The organism is Paenibacillus sp. ISL-20 (assembly GCF_018613005.1).
GTDB lineage: Bacteria > Bacillota > Bacilli > Paenibacillales > Paenibacillaceae > Paenibacillus_AQ.
Genome location: NZ_JAGGRD010000018.1, coordinates 130,214 through 153,329, shown reverse-complemented (window position 1 = coordinate 153,329; position 23,116 = coordinate 130,214). Strand labels below are relative to the sequence as shown.

At 47.9% G+C, this 23,116-nt stretch carries 22 protein-coding genes and 1 other RNA gene; 3 read left to right on the top strand and 20 right to left on the bottom strand.

Annotated elements, in window-relative coordinates:
- Positions 1-18 precede the first annotated feature (18 nt).
- Both J7E85_RS10745 and J7E85_RS10740 read right to left on the bottom strand, forming a co-directional pair.
- On the bottom strand, positions 19-1,272 hold the full coding sequence (locus tag J7E85_RS10745) for an extracellular solute-binding protein (protein ID WP_215157621.1): 1,254 nt from the start codon (positions 1,270-1,272) through the stop codon (positions 19-21).
- Positions 1,273-1,470: 198 nt separating this feature from the next.
- Positions 1,471-2,802, bottom strand: a complete 1,332-nt coding sequence (locus J7E85_RS10740; protein WP_215157619.1) for a PhoH family protein — start codon at positions 2,800-2,802, stop codon at positions 1,471-1,473.
- Positions 2,803-2,919: 117 nt separating this feature from the next.
- On the opposite strand from J7E85_RS10740, the gene J7E85_RS10735 reads away from it, so the two are divergent.
- Positions 2,920-3,582 carry a YhcN/YlaJ family sporulation lipoprotein gene (locus tag J7E85_RS10735; RefSeq protein WP_215157617.1) on the top strand — a complete coding sequence of 221 codons (663 nt, stop codon included), beginning with the start codon at positions 2,920-2,922 and terminating at the stop codon, positions 3,580-3,582.
- 68 nt (positions 3,583-3,650) lie between these two features.
- Here J7E85_RS10735 and J7E85_RS10730 read toward each other — a convergent pair whose 3' ends face one another.
- The 6 genes from J7E85_RS10730 to J7E85_RS10705 form a co-directional block, all read right to left on the bottom strand.
- Entirely contained in the window at positions 3,651-4,037 is a 387-nt protein-coding gene (locus tag J7E85_RS10730; RefSeq protein ID WP_215157615.1) for a hypothetical protein, read from the bottom strand.
- Between the two features lie 3 nt (positions 4,038-4,040).
- Complete coding sequence (locus J7E85_RS10725) at positions 4,041-5,144, bottom strand: LCP family glycopolymer transferase (protein ID WP_215157613.1); 1,104 nt, start codon at positions 5,142-5,144, stop codon at positions 4,041-4,043.
- A gap of 163 nt (positions 5,145-5,307) precedes the next feature.
- Positions 5,308-5,601 (bottom strand): YlaH-like family protein, encoded by a 294-nt coding sequence (locus J7E85_RS10720; protein ID WP_215157611.1) that lies wholly within the window; start codon positions 5,599-5,601, stop codon positions 5,308-5,310.
- A gap of 39 nt (positions 5,602-5,640) precedes the next feature.
- Entirely contained in the window at positions 5,641-7,482 is a 1,842-nt protein-coding gene (gene typA / locus J7E85_RS10715) for a translational GTPase TypA (protein WP_215157609.1), read from the bottom strand.
- A 152-nt stretch (positions 7,483-7,634) separates the two neighbouring features.
- Positions 7,635-8,147 carry a hypothetical protein gene (locus J7E85_RS10710; protein ID WP_215157607.1) on the bottom strand — a complete coding sequence of 171 codons (513 nt, stop codon included), beginning with the start codon at positions 8,145-8,147 and terminating at the stop codon, positions 7,635-7,637.
- Positions 8,148-8,392: 245 nt separating this feature from the next.
- Entirely contained in the window at positions 8,393-9,055 is a 663-nt protein-coding gene (locus J7E85_RS10705) for a TerC family protein (RefSeq protein ID WP_215157605.1), read from the bottom strand.
- Between the two features lie 129 nt (positions 9,056-9,184).
- Here J7E85_RS10705 and J7E85_RS10700 point away from each other — a divergent pair, with 129 nt between their 5' ends.
- Positions 9,185-9,877: a TerC family protein gene (locus J7E85_RS10700; protein ID WP_215157603.1), complete on the top strand. Its 693-nt coding sequence runs from the start codon at positions 9,185-9,187 to the stop codon at positions 9,875-9,877.
- A gap of 91 nt (positions 9,878-9,968) precedes the next feature.
- Here J7E85_RS10700 and thiI read toward each other — a convergent pair whose 3' ends face one another.
- The 6 genes from thiI to J7E85_RS10670 form a co-directional block, all read right to left on the bottom strand.
- A complete protein-coding gene (thiI, locus tag J7E85_RS10695; RefSeq protein WP_215157601.1) occupies positions 9,969-11,207 on the bottom strand; it encodes a tRNA uracil 4-sulfurtransferase ThiI in 1,239 nt (412 codons plus the stop codon).
- Entirely contained in the window at positions 11,204-12,364 is a 1,161-nt protein-coding gene (locus J7E85_RS10690) for a cysteine desulfurase family protein (protein ID WP_215157599.1), read from the bottom strand. The genes thiI and J7E85_RS10690 overlap by 4 nt, the downstream gene beginning before the upstream one ends.
- A 170-nt stretch (positions 12,365-12,534) precedes the next feature.
- A complete protein-coding gene (locus tag J7E85_RS10685; protein ID WP_215157597.1) occupies positions 12,535-13,221 on the bottom strand; it encodes a lytic transglycosylase domain-containing protein in 687 nt (228 codons plus the stop codon).
- Positions 13,222-13,371: 150 nt separating this feature from the next.
- Positions 13,372-13,734 (bottom strand): hypothetical protein, encoded by a 363-nt coding sequence (locus tag J7E85_RS10680; protein WP_076320604.1) that lies wholly within the window; start codon positions 13,732-13,734, stop codon positions 13,372-13,374.
- A 69-nt stretch (positions 13,735-13,803) separates the two neighbouring features.
- Positions 13,804-14,028 (bottom strand): DUF1540 domain-containing protein, encoded by a 225-nt coding sequence (locus tag J7E85_RS10675; protein WP_006209042.1) that lies wholly within the window; start codon positions 14,026-14,028, stop codon positions 13,804-13,806.
- A gap of 136 nt (positions 14,029-14,164) precedes the next feature.
- Complete coding sequence (locus J7E85_RS10670) at positions 14,165-14,671, bottom strand: YpuI family protein (protein ID WP_006209041.1); 507 nt, start codon at positions 14,669-14,671, stop codon at positions 14,165-14,167.
- A gap of 255 nt (positions 14,672-14,926) precedes the next feature.
- On the opposite strand from J7E85_RS10670, the gene J7E85_RS10665 reads away from it, so the two are divergent.
- Positions 14,927-16,852 (top strand): S8 family peptidase, encoded by a 1,926-nt coding sequence (locus J7E85_RS10665; protein ID WP_215157595.1) that lies wholly within the window; start codon positions 14,927-14,929, stop codon positions 16,850-16,852.
- A gap of 78 nt (positions 16,853-16,930) precedes the next feature.
- Here J7E85_RS10665 and J7E85_RS10660 read toward each other — a convergent pair whose 3' ends face one another.
- From J7E85_RS10660 to dnaG, 6 genes are all read right to left on the bottom strand, one after another.
- The gene (locus tag J7E85_RS10660) at positions 16,931-17,176 is read right to left on the bottom strand and encodes a hypothetical protein (protein WP_353049483.1); all 246 of its coding nucleotides are present in this window, start codon (positions 17,174-17,176) and stop codon (positions 16,931-16,933) included.
- Positions 17,177-17,419: 243 nt separating this feature from the next.
- An RNA gene (gene rnpB / locus J7E85_RS10655) (RNase P RNA component class A) lies at positions 17,420-17,826 on the bottom strand.
- 153 nt (positions 17,827-17,979) lie between these two features.
- Positions 17,980-19,095, bottom strand: coding sequence for a Nif3-like dinuclear metal center hexameric protein (locus tag J7E85_RS10650; protein ID WP_215157591.1), 1,116 nt, complete (start codon positions 19,093-19,095; stop codon positions 17,980-17,982).
- Positions 19,071-19,829 (bottom strand): tRNA (adenine(22)-N(1))-methyltransferase, encoded by a 759-nt coding sequence (locus tag J7E85_RS10645; protein WP_215157583.1) that lies wholly within the window; start codon positions 19,827-19,829, stop codon positions 19,071-19,073. The genes J7E85_RS10650 and J7E85_RS10645 overlap by 25 nt, the downstream gene beginning before the upstream one ends.
- Before the next feature lie 267 nt (positions 19,830-20,096).
- A complete protein-coding gene (gene rpoD / locus J7E85_RS10640) occupies positions 20,097-21,227 on the bottom strand; it encodes an RNA polymerase sigma factor RpoD (RefSeq protein WP_215157737.1) in 1,131 nt (376 codons plus the stop codon).
- 42 nt (positions 21,228-21,269) lie between these two features.
- On the bottom strand, positions 21,270-23,087 hold the full coding sequence (dnaG, locus tag J7E85_RS10635; protein ID WP_215157581.1) for a DNA primase: 1,818 nt from the start codon (positions 23,085-23,087) through the stop codon (positions 21,270-21,272).
- Positions 23,088-23,116: the final 29 nt, after the last annotated feature.

Below are 23,116 nucleotides of genomic sequence, written 5' to 3'. Positions count from 1 at the left end.
TCACTTGGGCAGCTTTTTTTAAGGTTGAGTAGGCGTATACAATTCCATATATTGTTGGATCGTGATTTCGCCAAGCAGCAATCGATTCGCTGCTTGGCTATACGTTTGAAAACCTTCCGAATCGCCAAAATTCAAAGCGGCCGGCTCATTTCGAGAGAGCAGCACCTGGGCTGGAACCGCCGCTTTTTGCCAAACGCCCCGATCACTTAGGTTTGTACCCATGACATACAACTCAGAAATAACGGGCAGCGTTCCTGCCGCTCTGCTCCATTCACGCTGCATTGCTTTGCCAGTCATATACGTAATCCATTTCATGGCAAGCGCCGATGATTCCGTGTGTGCGGCTACCGCAAAACTTCGGGTTCGGACAACCGGCGTATCCAGATGCGCCTTCCCCATAGCCAATGCAAGTGACACTCCATCGGCCTCTTGATCTGAAAAGCTCGAATACGGCCCAATGACCACGGCTGCTTCCACCTTATCGGAGGTTGTAGATTCTTGGCTATTAATCTCTGCCTCTGTCGCTCCTTGCGCTGATTCTGCCACTCTTCCATGATTATGAATCAGCATATCAAGCACCTCTTGATCCGGCTTGGAGGGATCACCTTCGAGCAAATGAACCGCCGCACCGAACGCGTAAGGGTCATTCCAGTCAAATGAGAGGACAGGGCTTACCTTATGCCGCTCCAAATATTGCTGCCAAGCCTGACGGCTCTCTGGCACTTTAAATGGTTCGCCTCCCTTTCCCTTGGACTGCCAAGTCATAATATAGGGGTCTATATCAAACGGCATTCCCCATTGATACCCGTTCCACTGCAGCGACGGCAGAAGACCATTCAAGATATCTTCGCCTGGCATCGTGCCTTGAGAAGCGTCAACAGGCAATAAGCATCCATTCATTGCAAGCGCTTTAATTAAGTGTGAATCCATTAATACAATATCAGGTCCTTCACCAAGGGACATCTCGAGCAGAAACGACTCTTTCTGTGTTTCACTCGTTTCCAGAGGCGTGATTTCAATCTCTGCACCGGTCTCTTCCATAAAACGCTCATTAAGAGCTTTAAGTTGTCTCAGTTCATCGGGGTTTAACTGAACACCGACCTTGATCGGGCCCAGATTGGTCTCCGGTACCTCCGGTCTTTGCTGTGGAGGATTCGGTTCATCCCCCGGGGGCTCTCGTCTAGTGTGGTGAGTGAAGTCAAAGCTGGGAGATAAACTGGATAAAGACAATAGTAAAATGGCAAATAAGAACCAATATTTCTTCCGCTTCATATCCCATCTTCACTCCTTCAATAGTCACATGCCCTTATTTTACCAAACTTCTAGTGCTCTTGTCCTATCTTTTTTGTTAATAATCTAGTCCAGATTTTACTAATTAACGATGGGAAGGAAAAAAGACTGTCCTATGAGTCTTGAACAGTCTTTATCATACAAGTTACTTTGCGGTATCATTTCTCGGGAAATATATGATTACAATAAGTCGGCAGCCAGCTGAGCCAGCTTGGATCGTTCCCCTTTTGTCAGCGTAATATGCCCGCTCAGATTTTCTTGCTTGAAGCGTTCAACCACATAGGTCAGCCCATTACTCACAGCATCCAGGTAAGGATGATCAATCTGCTCCGGATCTCCCATCAGGATCACCTTACTCCCTTCTCCCGCCCGGGAAACAATCGTCTTAACTTCATGACGGGATAAGTTTTGAGCCTCATCCACAATGATGAACTGACCTGGTATCGAGCGGCCCCGGATATAAGTCAGGGCTTCCACCTGGATGCTGCCAAGTCCCATCAATATTTTATCGATATCACCCGATTTTTTGGTGTCGAACAAATATTCCAGATTGTCATATATCGGCTGCATCCATGGTCTTAATTTCTCTTCCTTTTCGCCAGGCAAATAACCGATATCCTTCCCCATCGGAACGACCGGACGCGCAATCAGCAGTTTTTTGTATTTATGCTCATCCTCCACCTTGGAAAGGCCTGCTGCCAAAGCCAACAAGGTTTTTCCTGTTCCGGCCTTCCCCGTAATGGTGACAAGCGGAATATCGTCATTCAGTAGAAGCTCAATCGCCATACGCTGTTGGGCGTTACGGGCGCTGATGCCCCAAACAGGTTCATTGCTTAAATGAAGGGGTTCCAATCTAGTTGCATCCTCATTCACTTGAAGGAGGGCAGACTTTCCTGATCCCATCTCATCCTTCAGAATAACAAATTCATGGGGATAAAGTGGATAAGACAATTGAAGAGGTTTAATCGGCAAATAACGATAGCTGTAGAATTCATCAATCACCGAAGGGTGAACCTTTAGGGTAGAGAATCCAGGATACAATTCACTGGGATCGGCTGTACGGTCCGATAGATAATCCTGTGTCGTTAGTCCGAGCACATCGGCCTTAATTCGAACAAGCACATCCTTGCTGACCAGAACGACAGGTCTTCCGCCCTCCTTCGGCTCCTCCTCCAATTTATAATTTAACGCGACAGCCAATATCCGGTTGTCGTTGGATGCTTCACTAAATAACTCCTGTACCTTGACGAAGCTGCGATGATTAAGCTCAACCTTCAATGTCCCGCCATTCTCCAGAAGAACCCCGTCATGAAGATGACCTTGTTCTCTTAACCCATCAAGCAATCGGGAGACCGTTCGGGCGTTGCGGCCGATTTCATCCGCATTTCGCTTCTTCGAGTCAATCTCTTCAAGAACCACCGCAGGAATGATGACTTCATGCTCATCGAATGCATAAATCGACTGAGGATCATGAAGTAATACGTTCGTATCCAGCACAAATATTTTTTTCATCTTATCCCTCCACTGCTTCTTCATCAGGTACACACATAAACCTTTCCGTCCCGGACATAATAAGCGTAGCGACTGGAGTCATTTAGTGAACTATACTACGAAAGGACAGATCAATCTATGAGAGCTGCTCTATCCATAATGCTAACGGTGTTGTTGCTCGCAGGCTGCGGGACCGCCAATCACAATGCATCACCCTCTCCTCGTGGTAAAACCAATGGAACTACTGCTAACAGTGTCCGCAACATGAATGGAAACAGAGGTTATACCACTAACAATGTAGAGGGCACAACTCCGGATAACACGAATACGGGACGAGTCGGCAACGTAAATGATAACAACGGACAAGTCGACGCTACAACCGCGAATCACCTGAAATCACTTGCCGAGAGGGTGCCCGGCGTTAAAAACGCGAACTGTGTTGTCATGGGAAAAACGGCTGTTGTTGGACTAAATGTAGATGGAGATTTAGATCGAGCAGAAGTCGGAACCATCAAATACACAGTCGCGGAAGCCCTTCAATCCGATCCGGCAGGTGCCAATGCACTTGTTACGGCCGATGTGGACGTTGCAAACCGGATTGCCGATCTTGGCCGGCATATTCAGGAGGGGCATCCTGTTTCAGGACTTGCCAGTGAACTTGCTGACATCGTAGGTCGTATCATTCCACAGTTACCTAAAGATGTAACGCCTCGAGACGGGAATGTACAGCAAAAGGGTACACAAACGGTAAAACCGAATAACCGAGGCCATGTACCAGCTAATCCACACCAAAATAAGTAAGCAACTTGAGGGTAAACTCGCGAATCAGCAGAAGACAAATCCTGTCATTACCCGAGTTTGTCCGTCACCTAACCCCAAATTTCATACAAAAAAGCCCAGTGAAGCTCACTGGGCTTTTTTAAGGTCATAACAACGCCACTAACGAGCATTTCTGCTTCGCCAGTGACATGACCCGTATCATATTCAGAGTTCTGCAGTCTGTTCGGTGTGAAATGGACACCCATGTCGAATGAACACGCCTGAAAAGACATGGAATCAGAAGGATGACATCTGAAAGGCTCCCATCCCCAAATGGAATCTGCTCGCACAAATGCATGGGCAGAGTAATCAGTCTGCCGATTACAGATCAATGGTTGTGTCGTATGCATCATAAGGTAGGACATGCCTTCGGCCTCCTGTACAATGATCTCCATCTGATACATTGTATTATAGCATACAATAAAACTTGCCTTCAATTGTCACGGAGTTGTTGCAGAATCCGCTTCTGTTCCCTGCTCGCCAGCGTTATGCTTGCCGGCAAGCTCGTCTTGCAGCGCTTGTTTCGCTGCGTTGAGTTCATTGTCGTTAATGTAAACGTTAGGGCTTCTCCACTCACCGGTAATCGGCATGAATTTAACGTCATCTTTACCAATATCATAATAAGTCGTGAGCAAGTTCCGGATCTGCTCCTGCTCGAAATCGGTGGTCATGTTGTCGCTGACCGCATCCAGCGCATTACCCACTTTAGTTACGCCGCCAAAAGACTTCATTTTGTCGAGCAGGGAGTGTAGTACCTCACTCTGACGGGCATTGCGATCAAAGTCATTGGATTCCTTCGTCTTCGGCGTACAGTTCCGAGATTTACGGTAACGGACATAATCCAGCGCTTTCTTGCCATCCAGCTTCTGAGGGCCTGCGGTTAGGTTAATATCCGTCCCATCCGCACTGTCGCGGTAACACATGTTGTACTGAACGTTAACATCCACTCCGCCAAAAGTATCCACCACTTCACGGAATCCCTGGAAATCGATAACCGTTACATAGTCGATATTAACGCCAAGATACTTGCTCATCATGACTTTCATTTCTTCTTCTGCCGGAATGCCGCTGCCCGGTTCCTTTTTCTCGGCAGCATTGTATGCCGCTTTAAACCTTGGGTAATAAGCGTTCAGTTTACTCGCTTTGTATCCTTCGAGTTCAATGAGCGTATCCCGCGGCAGTGATACCAGCGTTGACGTATTGGTTTCCGGATGCATGGTGGCGACCATGACCACGTCCGTCAAGTAAGTCCCCGTCTCCGGGCGATGATCGGTTCCCAAGAGAAGCACCGTAATCGGCTTTTCTTTTGCGGAATGGCCTGGAGCTACAGGCTTGTCGATCCCGCTTTTCTCAATCACTTGATTACCCTTTACGTACAAGTATCCGGCATAACCTGCTGCAGTTAATACTGCGATTAACAAGACGATAAGAATGAATTTAAAAAATGATTTCCATGCGCTTTTTTTCTTTTTTGGAACTGGCTGATTCTTGCCCTTCCCCCCACTTTTGGCTCTCGGAGGGAGATTGGTATGAGTAGGATTCATATCATAACACCTTATTTCATTCAAATTAGATGAATGTCCGATAAACGCTTCAAATTTCGAAGCATTTACCGGACCATGGTTGACTTCTCTCTCTTATAAACGATGGGGACTGACAAAAAGTTGCCGTATAGTTGTTACCTGAGTTGCTAAATTTCTACAAAGCTTATGACTTCGGCTCGGTCTGAGCCTTCTTCTTCTGACGATCTTCAACAAAATATCGAATACGCACCATCAGCATCAATGCCACAGCTACTAACAAGCACTGGATAATCGGCAGCTTATCAATCTGAAACACAAGCAGTATCGCCGAGCCCAAGGCCATCAAGATATACAGGAGAATCTCCTTCAACAGAGGAAGTTTCTGTTTCACCCGGAATACCTTGTTATAAACGTAGGTGATCAGCACAAAAATCACGATATAAGAGATGAGTGGGTGCGCGGCAAACCATTCTTGCATGATAGGTTCACTCCTTTTGGACAAGTAGATCTCTATCTATTATAGATTTGCTTGTGCCATTTTACGATGCTTTTCTGCACGTTCGCGCTCACTCTTGTTCAAGATCTTCTTACGAAGACGAACGGACTTCGGTGTAATCTCGCAATACTCGTCATCGTTCAAGTATTCAAGCGCTTGTTCCAGTGAGAAAATAATCGGTGTTTTCAATTTAACCGTGTCGTCCTTCGTTGCCGAACGTACGTTGGTCAATTGCTTCTCTTTACAAATATTAACAACGATATCGTTATCGCGGGTATGCTCCCCGACAATCATACCTTCATAAATCTCAGTTCCCGGTTCCAGGAACAGGGTTCCGCGGTCTTCCACCGACATCATGCCATAGAACGTGGAAGATCCGTTCTCCGTGGAAACCAGTACGCCTTGGTGACGTCCACCCACTTGACCGCCAATAAGCGGACCGTAGCTGTCGAATGCGTGGTTCATAATACCATAACCGCGTGTCAAAGTCAGGAAATGGGTGCGGTAACCGATAAGTCCACGAGCGGGAATCAGGAATTCCAGACGCACTTGACCATTTCCGTTATTCACCATGTTTACCATTTCAGCCTTGCGTGTTCCGAGACTTTCCATAACAGAACCCATGCTTTCTTCTGGTACATCAATCATAAGACGTTCGATCGGCTCCATTTTGACGCCATCAATTTCTCTAACGATAACTTCTGGTTTGGATACTTGAAGCTCATAGCCTTCACGACGCATATTCTCAATCAAAATACTGAGGTGAAGCTCACCGCGTCCCGATACGATATAGGCGTCAGGGCTCTCCGTCTCATCCACTCTCAAACTTACGTCCGTTTCCAGTTCTTTGAAGAGACGGTCACGCAGTTTACGGGATGTTACCCATTTGCCTTCACGTCCGGCAAAAGGACTGTTGTTAACAAGGAACGTCATTTGCAAGGTTGGTTCATCAATTTTAAGGACAGGCAATGCCTCCGGATTCTGTGGATCCGCAATGGTCTCTCCAATGTTAATGTCTTTGATACCTGCGATCGCCACGATGTCGCCGCCACCTGCTTCAGCAACCTCGATCCGCTTCAATCCTTGGAAGCCGAACAGCTTCTCGATACGGGCACTCTTGGTGGAACCATCACGAAGCATAACGGTAACCGGTTGGCCTTGCTTAATGATACCGCGGTTCACACGGCCGACGGCAATACGGCCCAGATATTCATTGTAATCCATCAAGGTAACGAGAAACTGAAGAGGCTCGTCCACTTTCTCAGTAGGGGCAGGGATATGGTCAATAATGGTCTCGTAAAGAGCAAGCATGTTATCATCTTGCTTCTCTGGATCCATACTTGAAGTACCGTTTAGGGCTGATGCATATACAACGGGGAAGTCCAGTTGGTCGTCATTCGCACCAAGCTCAATGAATAGATCAAGCACTTCATCGATCACTTCTGCTGGGCGGGCGGCCGGACGGTCAATCTTGTTCACAACGACGATGGGAGTCAAGTTATGTGCAAGAGCTTTACCTAGCACAAACTTAGTCTGAGGCATACATCCTTCATAAGCGTCAACAACGAGCAGAACGCCGTCGACCATTTTCATAATACGCTCAACTTCACCACCGAAATCGGCGTGTCCAGGTGTATCCACAATGTTAATCAAGAAATCTTTATACGTAATAGCCGTATTCTTGGCTAGGATGGTAATTCCGCGTTCGCGCTCCAAATCATTGGAGTCCATCGCGCGTTCCTGCAGCGTCTCATGCTCCCGGAAAATACCGGACTGCTGCAGCAGTTGGTCTACAAGTGTTGTTTTGCCATGGTCAACGTGAGCAATAATGGCAATGTTGCGAATCTGATCTCTTGATTGCATAAATATATCTCAAATCCCTTCTGTTCGAATGAGCCACAAAGAAAGCGCCGGACGACATGCCGACGCTTCAACATACATCCTATAATATAGGTAAACGAGCAGGAAAATCAAGTCTTTTCAGAAAACTTCCAGCAACTTTTACCTCTTACCAATTACCAGCCTCTGCTCCATTTATTATTGCGCCCGGAACGATTGCGGCCAAAGATCATCCAGATACCCGCTGCGATTAAGATCAGGGCAATAATGTAGAACGCCCCAGTCTCAAGCCAGGTGAAGATGAATATCAAAACGGAAAGCACCGTCAGTCCAAGCGCCACCGGCAGCGCTGCGCCAGGTCGCGGGCTCTCGTACAAATAATATTCATACAAGCCGACAGCCACACCGAGAATTAGCACAGGCCATAATGAAGTCATCAGTCCCCATCCCCCGATATTACATATGAAGAACAGAAGCCCATATACCGTCAGAATACCGCCTGGAATAAGGATTGCGGCAGAGGCACGGCGACCAAAAAACATGATATGCAAAAAAATACCCGGCAGCAGCAAGACAAGCGGCCATAACGTTCTTCCCAGAAATCCAAACACACCAAGCTTACCGAGCAAAATAACAACTCCAGCAACAACGATGAATATACCCAACGCCAAATCTTTTCTGGAGGACATTTGATCACCCTCTCTTCAATATATGTATCACCAAAAATAGCGGTTTCTAAAAGAAGCAGTTACGTTAATTTTAGCCCAAACCGACAAAAAAAACCATATCCCGAGCTTGTTCCACTTGAAATAACCTAGGCCCATCCCATATACCTGCATGAAGCTAACAAAAAATGGACGACTGCACAAGACAGTCGTCCATTTTTTTGATTGAACACTCCCGCCTTCGCGAATAGGCTGTTGAGTTAATCCCGTTACATACCGGGCCGTCTTACCGTCTGTAATCCGCCTATGAGAACGACAGCACCTGCAATAACAATTGGCAGCAAACTGTGGGCATAAGGCATCCAGTAAGCCAGAATCAGCCCTACGCGGGAATCCTGTATGAGCATTTCGCCTGCTGTAAAAGCTAGAATGCCGGCACCTATGTAAAGCAGCACGGGAAACTTGTGAAGCAGGCTTGAGATCATCCCGCTTCCCCATACAACGATGGGAATGCTTAATAATATTCCGATGACAATCAAGGCAAGATCGCCTTTTGCAAGCCCCGCAATGGCCAAGACATTATCCAGGCTCATCACGAAATCGGCAACCAAAATTGTATTGACAGCGGCCCATATCGTTGAAGCTTTGGCCAAGCTTGCATGGTCCTGTTCTTTTTGCATCATGAGTTTGACTGCGATCCAGATCAACAGTAATGCGCCTCCAGCCTGCAAAAATGGGATTTTCAGCAGCAACACCGCCAAAAAAGTCAGAATACACCGTAAGAGAACAGCCCCTGCAGTCCCGATCCAGACCGCCCGTCTGCGATGTATTTCGGGAAGGTCTTTGCTGGCCATCGCGATAACCAGGGCATTGTCGCCACTGAGTACAAGGTTGATCATCAATATCTGTCCCAACAAAAAAATCGTCTCCACTAGAACAACACCCCCATTCTACACATATGTGGTAATGGTCCAGGCTATGCTTGCACAACGGGAAAAATAGGCCTATAATTAATCCACTTTGTTTAATGGTGGAACCGTATTCTAAGAGGAGTGACATTCATGGAAACCACAGCCGCTGAATTTTTTCTTGCATTAATCAACATTGTCTTCTTGGATCTGATCTTGGCCGGGGACAATGCCATTGTGATCGGTCTTGCAGCACGTAATCTTCCGAAGGAAACCCAGAAAAAAGCAATTATCTACGGCACTGCCGGAGCTGTTATTCTTCGTATCATTGCCACCATCCTCGTTGTCTGGCTGCTTAACATCCCTTGGTTGCTGCTTGTGGGAGGTGTACTCCTGATTGGCATTGCCTACAAGCTGATGACCGACGACAATAATGACCACGATAATATAAAAGCCGGCAAAAGCCTTGGCGCTGCCATTCGTACCATCATTGTAGCCGACGCTGCTATGGGTCTCGACAATGTCATTGCCGTTGCAGGCGCAGCCAAACACAATGTGATCCTTGTAACGCTAGGCCTGCTCATCAGTGTACCCATCGTGGTATGGGGCAGCACATTGTTTATCAAACTAATCAACCGCTTCCCATGGATTATCTATGTAGGCTCTGCGGTACTTGCGTACACGGCGTCCTCCATGATTACCGAAGAGAAGCATTTTCTGGTATATTTCGAAGCACACCAGCTTATAAAATATCTCTTCATAGCTGCCATCATTATCGGTGTGCTGACTGCAGGACATCTGAAAAAAAGATCTGCCGGGCGCCGCAAGTCATCTACCCAGTCATAATTGAAACTCCATACGCGCGATAAAAACAACACCCCAAGGCTTCCAAGAAGCTTTGGGGTGTTGTTTATGTTGAACTTAGCTTGATACTCGATTAGAACCAGCCTTCGTTTACCACGGGTTCTGCATGCTTCTCGCCTAGCTCACCGATTTTGCTGTCCGGGGTTATGATCACGGTCTCCGTACCTTCAATCGCAACTTGGATCCGTGCAGGTAGCTCGGTAATGGAAGCCTCCACCTTCTCGATGATCTTCAAATTCGGATTGGTGGTGGGCGATTTAGGCACAAACAACGTACAGCAATCCTCATACGGCAAAATCGATGTCTCGAATGTGCCGATGTCCATTGCGATATTGATAATATCGTTCTTATCCATCATAACGAGCGGCCGCAGCAGCGGCAGCTCGGTGGCTCTGCCGATCACATTCATACTCGGCAGCGTCTGGCTGGCAACTTGTCCGAGACTGTCTCCCGTCACGATAGCCAATGCCCCTTCTCGCTCCGCAAGCGAGGAAGCAATCCGTAACATCGCTCTGCGCATAAACGTAATGATCAGATTATCCTGGCCGATACCGATAAATGAAGTCTGTACATCGGTAAACGGAACCAGGTGCAGCTTGATTTTGCCGGTGAAGCCCGATAACAGCCTGGTTAGCTCCATCACCTTTTCCTTCGCCAGTTGGCTCGTGTAAGGGAAGCTGTAGAAGTGTACACATTCAATTTCAAGACCTCTGCGCATGGCCGACCAGCCCGCTACAGGACTATCAATCCCCCCCGAGAGGAGCAGCATGGCCTTCCCATTCGTGCCAATCGGGTACCCGCCGGCGCCGGGGATTACTTCATAATACAAATACGTCTCGTTCTCCCGAATCTCCACGCGAAGCTCCATATCGGGCTGCTTTACCTTTACTTTAAGCTGGGGATAGGTTCGCAGCAAAGGCGATCCGACGAAATGGTTCATCTCTTGCGAGGAGTGGGGGAATTGTTTCCACACCCTTCTCGCATTGACTTTGAAGGTTGACGGGTCAGCCAGTTCCTTCTGTCCCACAAAATCAACCGCTGTTTCGATAATGCGGTCAAGCTCGGAAGGACATACGCGAACCGGACTGATGGAAACAAGACCAAATACTTTTTTTAGAACTTGGATCAGAGCCTCGGGTGACTCCCCGTTAAGCTCGACGTACAAGCGGCCGTATTCCTTTACGATTTTTGCTCCCGGAAACGGTTTGAGCACGCTTCGAATATGATTCAATACCGATCTCTCGAATCGGTTGCGGTTTTTGCCTTTTAGGGTAAATTCGCCAAAGCGAAGCAGCAGTTTATCGTAAGTCATCTTCGGTTACCCTCTCTTTCTATAATGGGACGCAGGTTCCCGCAAACTTTTGCCAAGACTTCGACTAGTCGCGCTGCATCGCCCAACTGATGCTCTTTGCCAAGACTGATACGAATTCCGGAGGAAGCAACGTCCATGTCCTTCCCCATCGCTAACAGGACCCGGCTGGGTTCGATTAATTTAGAGGAGCAAGCGGATTTGGTTGATACGAGCATGCCCATCTCTTCCAGAGCATGGACCATCACCTCGGGTTTTAATCCCGGATACGAAAAATGAAGGATATGTGGCGCGCTCTGCTCACTGCTGTTTAACACCAATCCCGGAATTTTGTCGATGCCCTGGAGCAGAAGCTCCCTTAATTCCGTCATTCTTGCATAAAACTCGGGCTGGCGTTCTCTGGATAACCGCACGGCCTTCGACATCGCTACCGCTCCGGCAACATTCTCCGTTCCTGCCCGGTGCCCATTCTCTTGGGATCCGCCCGATACCAACGGAAACAACTGCACGCCTTGCTTAATGTACAGCACGCCCATTCCTCTCGGGCCATTGAATTTATGTGCAGACAGGCTGTACAAGTCGGCCTGCCACTGGGAAAGAGTCACCGGCAGCTTGCCAAATCCCTGTACGCCATCGATATGCAGCAGCGTTCGTGAATTTCGTTCCTTGACGATACGCCCCACCTCAGCCAGCGGCTGGACGGACCCCGTCTCATTATTGACATGCATGATGCTGACGAGCACTGTATCTTTGCGCACAGCTTCCGTCAAAGCAGCCAGATCGACCACGCCGGCGGCATCCACCGGGAGATAGGTCACTTCCCATCCCCGCGTTTCCAGCTGTTTGCAGCATTCATATACGGAAGGATGCTCTGTTCCCGTCGTGATGATATGCCGGCCCCGGCTGCTGTACTGCATCGCAGCCCCTTTAATCGCCATGTTATTGCCTTCGGTTGCCCCGGATGTGAATACGATCTCCGTCGGCTGAACGTCCAGCGCGGCTGCACACACCTCTCTTGCCTTCTTCAGCAGTTTGGCGGCAGCCTCGCCTGAACGATGAAGTGCTGACGGATTAGCATAATGCATTTTCATGATTTCAGCCATTGTGTCCACTACATCATCATAAGGAGGGGTCGTTGCAGCGTGATCCCAATATATCAAGGTAAATTCCCCTTTCCATCATACGCATTGCACGTTGTAGAACTTATTATTCCAGACCTTTATATTTACACAAAAAGACCAAACGGTAAAGCCGCACTCCATCTTAGATCGGACAAAGTGGCGCTTATCGTTTGATCCTCTATCAGGTTACTATTTATCCCCAAGCGGGTTTATAAAGTGTATTTTGATTGAGCGTTCATGACTTTACTAATGTATGCCTGCGTTTCCTCAGGTAATTCATGAGCAACAGACATCAACTCTTCATCACTGGATACACCCATATTCGCGATACGGGTTGGACCTGCATTATACGCTGCAAGTACCATAGCCTTTTCTCCGCCAAACCGCTGAATCAGATTGGACAGATATTTAGTACCACCTTCGATGTTCTGAGCCGGATCAAATGGGTTGCTTACCCCAAGTCCCCTTGCTGTGCCGTCCATCAGCTGCATCAGGCCCTTGGCCCCCGCAGAGGACACCGCATTCGGATTAAAGGAGGATTCCGCATCGATGACCGCTTTAATCAGCGATACCGGCACTCCATACCGTTCCCCTGCCGCTGTAATTAAATCCTCAAAGGTTGTTGGCTTTGTTGCCCCCGTGTCATGCACGACCCCCTCCATTGGTATAGACGAGGCGGATTCATCTACAGCTCCTAGCTGCTGCCACAACAGTCCATCCTTAAAGGTTACGCCAGGCGCAAGCTGTGTCATGGAACGTTCAACCGGCTTGGAGGTGGAATCTTCGGTAAGCAAGCTGCTTAGCACATTGACAAATCCGGTTGCCGACTCGGTGGAATTCGTATTCATCTGTGGTATATCCGTCATTTGCTTCCATGATATCGGATCTATTTGCATCGTTTAACTCACTTTCTGCAGCAAAATTTCAAACTTGTCCTTTATTTTATCATGGAACTGGAACAATCTGCTAGACCTATTCGGCAAAAAAATAAGCGAATCAACCACTCACTGGTTGACCCGCCCATATTCACATCATTACAAAATGAATTACCTACTGAAAGGAATCAAGATAAAATAACTGAGCGTTGCCAATATGCCGAGTCCGATCGACCACGCGCCTGTCGTTCTGCTGCCTTTGCTGTACGCGTAATATCCAACAACCGCTGCGATGGGCCCCAGGATAACCGACCACATGAACAAGGAGGCGATGCCCAATACCAAGCCCACATATCCGACAGTCCGTCCGGTAGAAACGTCTGCCTTATCCTCGTCTGCTCTTCGTGTTGAGGCATCCATAGGGGGAGCAACCTCGGTTGCATATTCCTCACGGTGATCTTTGCGCGGGAAGTCTACCCTGTTTCGCTTGCCTTCAACAACCTTCATTTTGTGATTGCGATGTTTTTTATCCATAAACGTGCTTCCTCCATTTCCATCATCCTAAAGTGCCCAGAACCCGGACTTTATCCGGCTTTTTTCCTGTCAGCCCTTCGGCTTAAAGGTCAAACAGCAGGTCTCGGAAGACTTGTCAGCAACATCCTGATGGTCGTCTACGTAAGGCTCTGCTCCATACTCTTCATTGAGTTTCACATTCGCATGACGGTCAATTTCAATCATAATCATCTCGGCATGACATAAGTTTTGTTCTCCCCAGTAATGGCAATTGCTGACACTGCACTTCACTAATGGTTTGGCTTCGTTGGCCATTTTAGCATCACCTCGTCAACATTTTTTCCTTAGTTTACTGCCGGTATGCACAAGAACGATTGTCAGTTGGTGCCTAAGCAGCAAAACGCAAAAAGAGATGCCAATGATTGGCATCTCATGAGTATTCCTTAATATGTTAAGCGTGACTTTTCTCTGATTGCATACGGCGCTCCGTCAAATAATCGCTTTCGTAATAAGCAAGATCATCACGTAGCTCTTCATAAATCTTGGTAATGTTCATAATGACATCACGGGCAGGACGAACCGGCTTCTTCCGGAAACGAATCGCATCCTGTCCAGTATAGGCGTAACGACCATCTTCGGAATAGCTTTCATTTTTGGGATAGAAGAAACTGTTGACACAGCGGTGATACAAATTATACAAAGCCTTCTCGGCAAAATCGATATCAAAATTAGGGCGACGCTGTACAACACCTAGCTTCTCATAGGAAACTTCAGAAAACACAAGCAAATGGCGAACATCTGACAGAAATCCTTTGTAAAAATGAACGGTTTCCTCGTCCTGTTCCGTTACCAATTGGGATAAAGCATGTTCGTTCAAAAACGTTTCCATAATCGAAATAGCAGATTTCAACTTTTCTCTGGACTCTGAGCATAATTTCTGAAGATTGTCTGCTGGCATTACGATAGATCCCCCTTAAATGGTCGTGACCCTACAGGTCATATAACCTGGCGGTCGTTATAATATGTACTATCCTAACACAAATTTTGGGATAACGAAATCCCTATCATGAATACACTTACACGGTTATTTTTAGTACATTTCATTTTGCGAAACTCACATCCGTTTTACTCACGAAATGGAACGCATAAAAAGGATTCACTCTTCCCACGCTAAGACTACTTAAATCATGAAATGCGGCGAGGAGGAAATTTTGTGAAATCTCGTACCTTGTGGACCATCCTAGGTGCAGCGTCAGTTCTTGGCGCGCTTCTGATCTTACTGTTCATCCCCGGTTCGAAACAGCCGACTCCAATGGCTGAACCAACACAGCCTTTAAAGCCCCAAGAGGAGAACAAGGCCAAGCACTTTACTATGCAAAGCGATATCCAGGCAACGGATCAACTAAACCGTATTGATGCAAAAGGTCATCTGCGCAGGATGCTGAACAATAACGCTTTGCGCAGCCCAGGTCAAATAAAAGCCTATACGCAAAAAGAACAAAAGTTTCACAAGCATTTTCAGCAGGTACGGTGGTATAACCTTAAGCAAAACAAAATGACAGATATACAGGGTCTGCTTCCCAAACTGAACAAAAAAGATAAAAATCTGATTACTATTCATTTCCAAATGGCGCAGCAGAAGCTTAAACGGGGAGAAACTTATGATTCACCCAAGTTCAACGTCGCGGGACAGCCTTATTTTGTTGTTGCCGAGCCGTCCAAGGATGGCAAATATGGCGCCGCAGCTTTGGTTAATCAAGGCATACTGCATGAAGTAAGCAATCACCAGAAGCGGAATCTGCGCTTAATTCCGTACCCAAAGGAAGGAAAATTCAAGGTCGAATCGATTCATGCGGATACCCTCTCCGACATCACCGTCAAAACCGGACATGATAATGAAAAGGCCAGTCACTTTTACGAAAATGAAATTGTGGTGTCCTTTCAAAATGAGCCGTCACAGCAGCAGCTCCTCGATATCTCTAAGGAAATATCGTGTGAAACCCCGAGGAAACTTGGCTATGCTTATGTTTTTCGTTCCAAGGATATGGACTACCTTAAACTCCGCTCCTATTTTGAGCAGAAGTGGACACCCAAATATACCGAGCCTCACTACATCTATTTAACCAATGATCGCCTCCATCAATCCAGGGTAAGTTCGGATTCCTTAACGGATGGAGCGAACGCGCAGGTCAATATCCCGAATGATTTGCTGTTTTCTGAGTATCAGTGGAATTTGCCCGTCATTGAGACGAACCGGGGCTGGGATTTGTCCAGGGGCAGTGAAGATGTGATCATTGCAGTCGTTGATACGGGAGTGGATCTTCAGCATTCCGATTTGAATGGGCAGTTGGTGGAAGGGTACAACATCGTAGATAAGGACAAGCAGCCCTTGGATGATGTTGGTCATGGAACGCATGTGGCCGGGATCATCGGCGCCCTGGTCAATAACGGTGAAGGTGTTGCCGGGGTAAGCTGGTACAACAAAATCATGCCGGTCAAAGCGCTTGACGGATCCGGATCCGGAACAACCTATGCCGTCGCAGAAGGGATTATTTGGGCGACGGATCACGGAGCCAAGGTGATCAATATGAGTCTAGGCAACTATGCGGACTCCCAGTTCCTGCATGATGCCGTGAAATATGCTTATGACCGTGACGTTGTCCTTGTTGCCGCCTCAGGCAATGACAACACGGAGCGCCCTGGTTATCCTGCCGCCTATCCGGAAGTGCTGGCCGTCGCCGCAACGGATTCCAATCAGAAGCGGGCGGAATATTCCAACTACGGCGATTATATCGACGTGGCTGCTCCAGGAACCAATATTGCAAGCACCTTTCCAGGGAATCAATACGCGGCTCTATCCGGAACCTCCATGGCTAGCCCCCACGCAGCTGCCATGGCGGGTCTCATTCGTTCCCTTAACCCTGACCTGACCAATCAGGAAGTCATGGACGCCATGATAAACCAAGCGGTCGATCTTGGCGATAAAGGAAAAGATAAATATTACGGTCATGGTCAGATTGATATTTTCCAATCCTTGAAAGCGGTTGGCGCGCAAGAAGTCCCTCTCCAAATGTGGCCAGGTCAAACGCTTCGGAATCTGGAGTGGGAGCTTCGCAAATTAAACAGCTCAAAGGAATAAAATAATCGAAATAAAGCAGCTTCCGCCTCGCTAGCGTTAGCTGCTTTATTCATACTTAGAGGCAAAGCGCCGCTACATTTATTTCTTGCGGCGGGAACGGCTAGTACGTGCTGCAGCTTTCTTCGAACGCTTGCCGGATACGGTAACTCCGCCATAGCCTGCCTTCTCGGATACGACTTCTTCTTCGCTGTACGTATATAGATGTTTTTCTACAGGTACACAATGAATCTTATCCACCACTTTAATCGGATGAATAACGGGTACGATTTGCGGTACATAGTGGTCTCTAACGACAACGATCGGATCGCACACTATCGGTGACACAGGAGGACATGGATTTTCGTTATAACAAAACATGTTTTTTGCATCCCCTTTCCGTAGATGATTATAGCTTATTACCCAAGGGGCTATTTGGTATGGACGATTATCCTTAAAGGGCGGATGAACTCCCAATATTTTCATTGGCAAATGAAAAAACGCGCATATCCTTTACACACCTGATGAGGAATGTAAAAAAAATGCGCGTTTGTACCATTGCGATATCCGTAAAGCAATATGTTGTTCAGTTGGGAAAGCTTTCCGTAAGCCGGGTTCTGTGCTCTTCGTGGTCATAGCGGGAACTACCCTGCCACCATGAGCGACAATCATCTATCTAGGCCGATCATTACTAATCGACTCAAGCGACCAACCCGGACGCGCCTCGGGCTAAGGCTGTCTCCTCGAAGGAGACTGCGTCCCATTAGGTCTTGCTCCAGGTGGGGTTTACCAGGAACGAAGTCACCAGCGTTCCTCGGGGTCTCTTACACCTCGGTTCCATCCTTGCCTGTGCCACCCTAAGGCGGCCATCGGCGGTCCATTTCTGTGGCACTATCCTTCAACTCGCGCTGACTGGACGTTATCCAGCACCCTGCCCTATGGAGCCCGGACTTTCCTCTCGCGGCTTTGACGCCACCAGCGATTGTCTGTCAAACTTTCCGGACAACATTATATATTATACAGTGATTTGAAGCGGTACACAACCCATTAAACATTAACAACAGCTGATTAATTTCCCAGCTTGGACGAAGTAATGTTCATGGTCACGTGTCAAAAAGAGAACACTTTTCCATGTCTTACAATTCTGTTCTTTAAACGAACTGGAACGGCTCTGTATTGATGCGGGAAGCGACAACCCGGGTTTCGTACTTATGCTCCTGCAGTTTCTGCTCCATCCACTCGGCCACTTTGACCTTCATGATCTTCTCGGCATTATGACCCGGATCAATGATCGTAAGTCCCGCTGCAAGCGCATCCTGTGCCGTATGATAATCCACATCTCCCGTTACCAGCACATCGGCTCCTCGAAACAGTGCTTTCATCGTGTAGCGTCCTCCGGAGCCCCCTATGACGGCCGCCTTGCGGATGGTGCGGTCGAGTTCTCCTACGACACGAACATGAGGGACCTCCAGCTTCTCTTTTACCACGTCTACCAGCTCAGCCAACGTCTTAGGTTCCTTTAGCTTACCGACCCGGCCAAGACCAAGGGATCTACCCTTAAGATCCATCGCATACAGATCATAGGCAACCTCTTCATAAGGATGCGCCTTCAGCATCGCCTGGATGACTTTATTTCGGATGGCATGAGGAACAATCGTCTCGATCCGAACCTCATTTGCACGTTCCATCTTGCCTTCCTGACCTAGAAAAGGGTTACTGCCTTCTCGCGGAACATAGGTGCCAAAGCCCTCGATGTTGAAGCTGCAGTGGCTGTAATTTCCGATCCAGCCTGCACCAGCGCCTAGCACAGCATCCAGCACCTCTTGATGATGGCTCTTCGGCACAAATACCACCAGCTTGGACAACTGTTCATTATGCATGTCATGAATAGGCGACGTATTCTCGATTCCCAAGGCCTCCGCCATCCAATCGTTCATCCCGCCTTCGGTTACGTCCAAATTGGTATGACTTATATATACCGCAATGTCGTGTTTGATCAGCTTCTCGTATACCTTGCCCATTGGCGTATCCGTCTGCAGTTGTTTCAGCGGACGGTATATAATCGCATGATGCGCGATAATCAGGTCAGCTCCAAGCTCAATGGCTTCATCCACCACTTCATCATTGACATCCAGTGCAATCAGCACCGTGCGAATGTCCTTTTGCAATGTTCCAAGCTGGAGGCCGATTCGGTCATCGGGTTCGGCCACGTGCTTCGGGGCCAATTGCTCCATGTATTGAATTACCGTTTGTCCTTTGGCAAGCACGCCAGCACCTCCTGAATAAACTCGATATCCGATCTCATCTCACTGGCCTTATCGGCTGCCGTGGTGAGATCTGAACGCGAAAGCGATTGAAGAATATACCCCAGCTTCTCCATTTCCGACTTCCATTTATCGTAGAACACCGGATTCGGGGACTTCGTCAGCCAAGGTCCCATACGGAAAAGCCAGTCCGTGGATAACCGGACACCGTCTCCAATCGTTCTTTCCGTATAAACCTGCTCATTCGTCAGGTCTGCTGTATGCGAAGGCTCTGCGATCAGCATTTCGTAAATTTTGCCGTCTTCCTCTAGGATCAATTCCTCGATCAGCACCCAGCCATGGGAGTACAGCCATTTGCGCAAGATATCTTCTCCTACATTTGGCTGCAGGACCAGCCTGCGGACGCCTTCCAGCTTATCGATACCTCGGTCCAAAATCGCTGCAATCAAACTGCCGCCCATACCAGCAATCGTAATGACGTCGGCCTCACCGGCTGAGAGTACGTTCAAACCGTCTCCTCTTCGCACGCTGATGACATCCGTCATCCCTGATTCGATAACCTGTTTGATAGCAGCATCATACGGGCCGGGATTGACTTCACCGGCGATCGCTTGAATTGCAGCCCCGCTCTCTACGGCAGCCACAGGCAGCAGGGCATGGTCGGAACCGATATCTGCAAGTCGACTGCCGCGCGGAATCTTCTCCAGTATTTGTGTTAATCTTCTTGATAATTTCACGGTTGACACACCTTACCATTCCATATTTTCGTCCAAATCACGATCTATTCCTTACCCTAACAGAGACGATACCAAACTGCAAACCGGCAAAGCCGGTGAAAAATAAGTTGTGCCTCGTCATTTGCAATGGGTCCGAAAAAGAGCTAAAATAAAGACCAATAAAACAAATGCAGGAAGAAATTCCATAACCAAGAAACTTATACATGCGATGCATGAATTCGAAAAAAAGGACCTGCTGCGATTACTGCAGAAGGTCCGTGGATTAAGCTATTCGAGGAAATCCTTTAACCGCTTGCTGCGGCTCGGGTGACGAAGCTTACGGAGCGCTTTCGCTTCAATCTGTCGAATCCGTTCGCGTGTAACACCGAACACTTTGCCGACCTCTTCCAGTGTTCTCGTGCGGCCATCATCGAGTCCGAAACGAAGACGAAGTACGTTCTCCTCGCGCTCTGTCAGCGTATCCAGCACATCTTCGAGCTGTTCCTTCAGAAGCTCGTAAGCAGCCGCATCGGCAGGAGCGAGTGCTTCCTGATCTTCGATGAAATCTCCGAGATGGGAGTCATCTTCCTCACCGATCGGCGTTTCCAGCGAAACCGGCTCCTGGGCAATCTTCATAATCTCCCGGACTTTCTCAACACTGAGTTCCATCTCGGCAGCAATTTCCTCCGGCGAAGGCTCACGTCCGAGCTCCTGGAGAAGCTGTCTGGATACACGAATCAACTTGTTGATGGTCTCCACCATATGCACAGGAATTCGGATGGTACGGGCCTGGTCAGCAATAGCGCGCGTGATCGCTTGGCGAATCCACCAGGTCGCATATGTACTGAATTTAAAACCCTTTTTGTAATCGAACTTCTCCACGGCTTTAATCAAACCCATGTTGCCCTCCTGAATCAAATCCAGAAACAGCATTCCGCGTCCGACATAACGCTTCGCGATACTTACAACGAGACGCAGGTTGGCTTCGGCCAGACGGCGCTTGGCTTCCTCATCCCCCTGTTCAATCCGGTTGGCAAGTTCAATCTCATCATCAGCTGACAACAGCGGAACCCGTCCAATTTCCTTCAGGTACATCCGTACCGGGTCGTTAATCTTGATCCCTGGAGGCAGTGAAAGATCGTCGTCAAACCCAAAATCCTCATTACCATGGGATTCGGAATCTCCCGATTGCCGGTGAGTACCCTCTTCATCATTCTCATTTACTACATCGATACCCAGGTCGGCCAGCTGCTCATAGAACTCTTCCATCTGCTCCGTGTCCTGATCAAATGGCGATAATTTCTCCATAATATCTTTATAGCTCAATACGGATCTCTTTTTACCCTGTTCAATCAACTGATCCTTGACTTGATCCAGCGTAAATTCCGTTTCTAGTTCAGTATGCTGATCATTCGCCATCATTCGACTCCCTCCTCCCTAGAAACAGCAATGTGCGGGGCTTCATTGTCTTTCTAGGGCGATAATCTCACTTGCAATTTGTGCGGCTCGCAAAAAATCACCTGAGCGTTCCGCTTTTATCATCTCTTCTTTTTTCTGGTCGATCTCTCTCTGCTGCGGAAATTTCAGCACCTCACGTATGCAATCATCGAGCACTTGAACATTCCATTCGGCTGGTGCTTCCATCATCATGATCGAGCTGACCGTCATTTCCAAACGATCGTCGTGGAGCGATGACATGAAACGGCTGATATCCGGAGATTTACCCTGTGCGTAAAAAGCATATAGATAAGCAGCAATTGCCGCATGATCTTCAATATTAAACGCTTCTCCCAGGCGATCGCCAACGTATCGCGCGGCCTCCGCATCCTGCAGCATCAGCGACAGCAGCCGCCGTTCTGCAGCATGGTAAGCAGGCAGAAGTACCGGGGCGGGCTGGCGCCCTTTTTTATGCCTACCATTATTCCACCGTTTTTCCTTATTATCCCCATCGCCCATCTTTTTTTGCATCGATTGCCGAAGCAGATTGCAATCCTGCTTAAGACTCTCGTAGGAAAGATGAAGCTCGGAGGACAATTCCCTCAAGTAAACTTCTCGTTCAGTTGAGGAATTCAGAACTGCGATAATGGGCAATGCCTCTTTGGCGTACGCAATCTTACCATCTTCTTCTAGCAGTATATGGTTTTTCTTCAGATATATAAGTTTAAATTTTGTTGTTGAAACAGCTGTTTCTACTACATGCCTGAAACGCTCGGCACCGAATTTGCGGATGTAATCATCAGGATCCATCCCTTCGTTCACCAAAGCGATTCGTACTCTGAGACCAACGCCTTCCAGCATTGGAATGACTTTTAACGCAGCAGCCATACCGGCTTTATCACCGTCATAGACAACAACAACTTCTTCAGCCACCGATTTCATGATTGCTACTTGGTTTTCCGTTAGAGAGGTCCCCATCGTTGCCACACCATTGTGAAGTCCTGCTTCCCATGACGAAATGACATCACCGTAACCTTCGAATAACAGAATTTGACGCAATTTGCGTATGGATGTCTTTGCCTGGTGCAGGTTGTACAATGTGCGGCTCTTATTAAATAGAAGTGTCTCCGGGGAATTCAGATACTTCGGTTGACCGTCCCCCAGTATTCTGCCAGCAAACGCAATGACCTTGCCGCTGCGGTCATGTATCGGAAACATGATTCGTCCGCGAAAACGGTCGAGATAGCCTTCTTGTTCATTTCTTGCGGATAATAAACCGCCCTTTTCCATCTCTTTCAAGTCAAAGGCTCGCTTCGTCAGAAACTGAACCAGCGTGTCCCAACGATCTGGCGCATAACCGATTTGGAACTGGTCAATCATTTTGTCGTTCATTCCACGGGATCGTAAATACTTCATAGCTTCCGTACCATGCTCCGTATTCTTCAACAGGAAATGGTACAGCTTGGCGCTAAGCTCATAGGCTTCAATCAAACGTTCTTTTTCCGGATTACGAGGAATTACGGGAACTCCTTGACCTTCCGGTAACGAGATATCATTCTCTTCTGCCATTGTCTTTACGGCTTCGGGGAAAGAAAATCCTTCGATTTCCATTCTAAATTTAATGGCGTTTCCGCCCTTACCGCAGCCATAGCAGTAAAAGATTTGGCGTTCCGGTGTAACCGTAAAGGAAGGAGTCTTCTCTGAGTGAAACGGGCACAAGCCCTTCAGGTATTTCCCTTGTTTGGTAAGATGCACGTATTTGCTGACCGTGTCCACAATATCGCTTTTGGCCAGTACTTCCTCAATGACATCATCCGGAATATTACCTTGTCCGGTACTCATCCAAACCACCTTCATCTCTTTTGGCACGT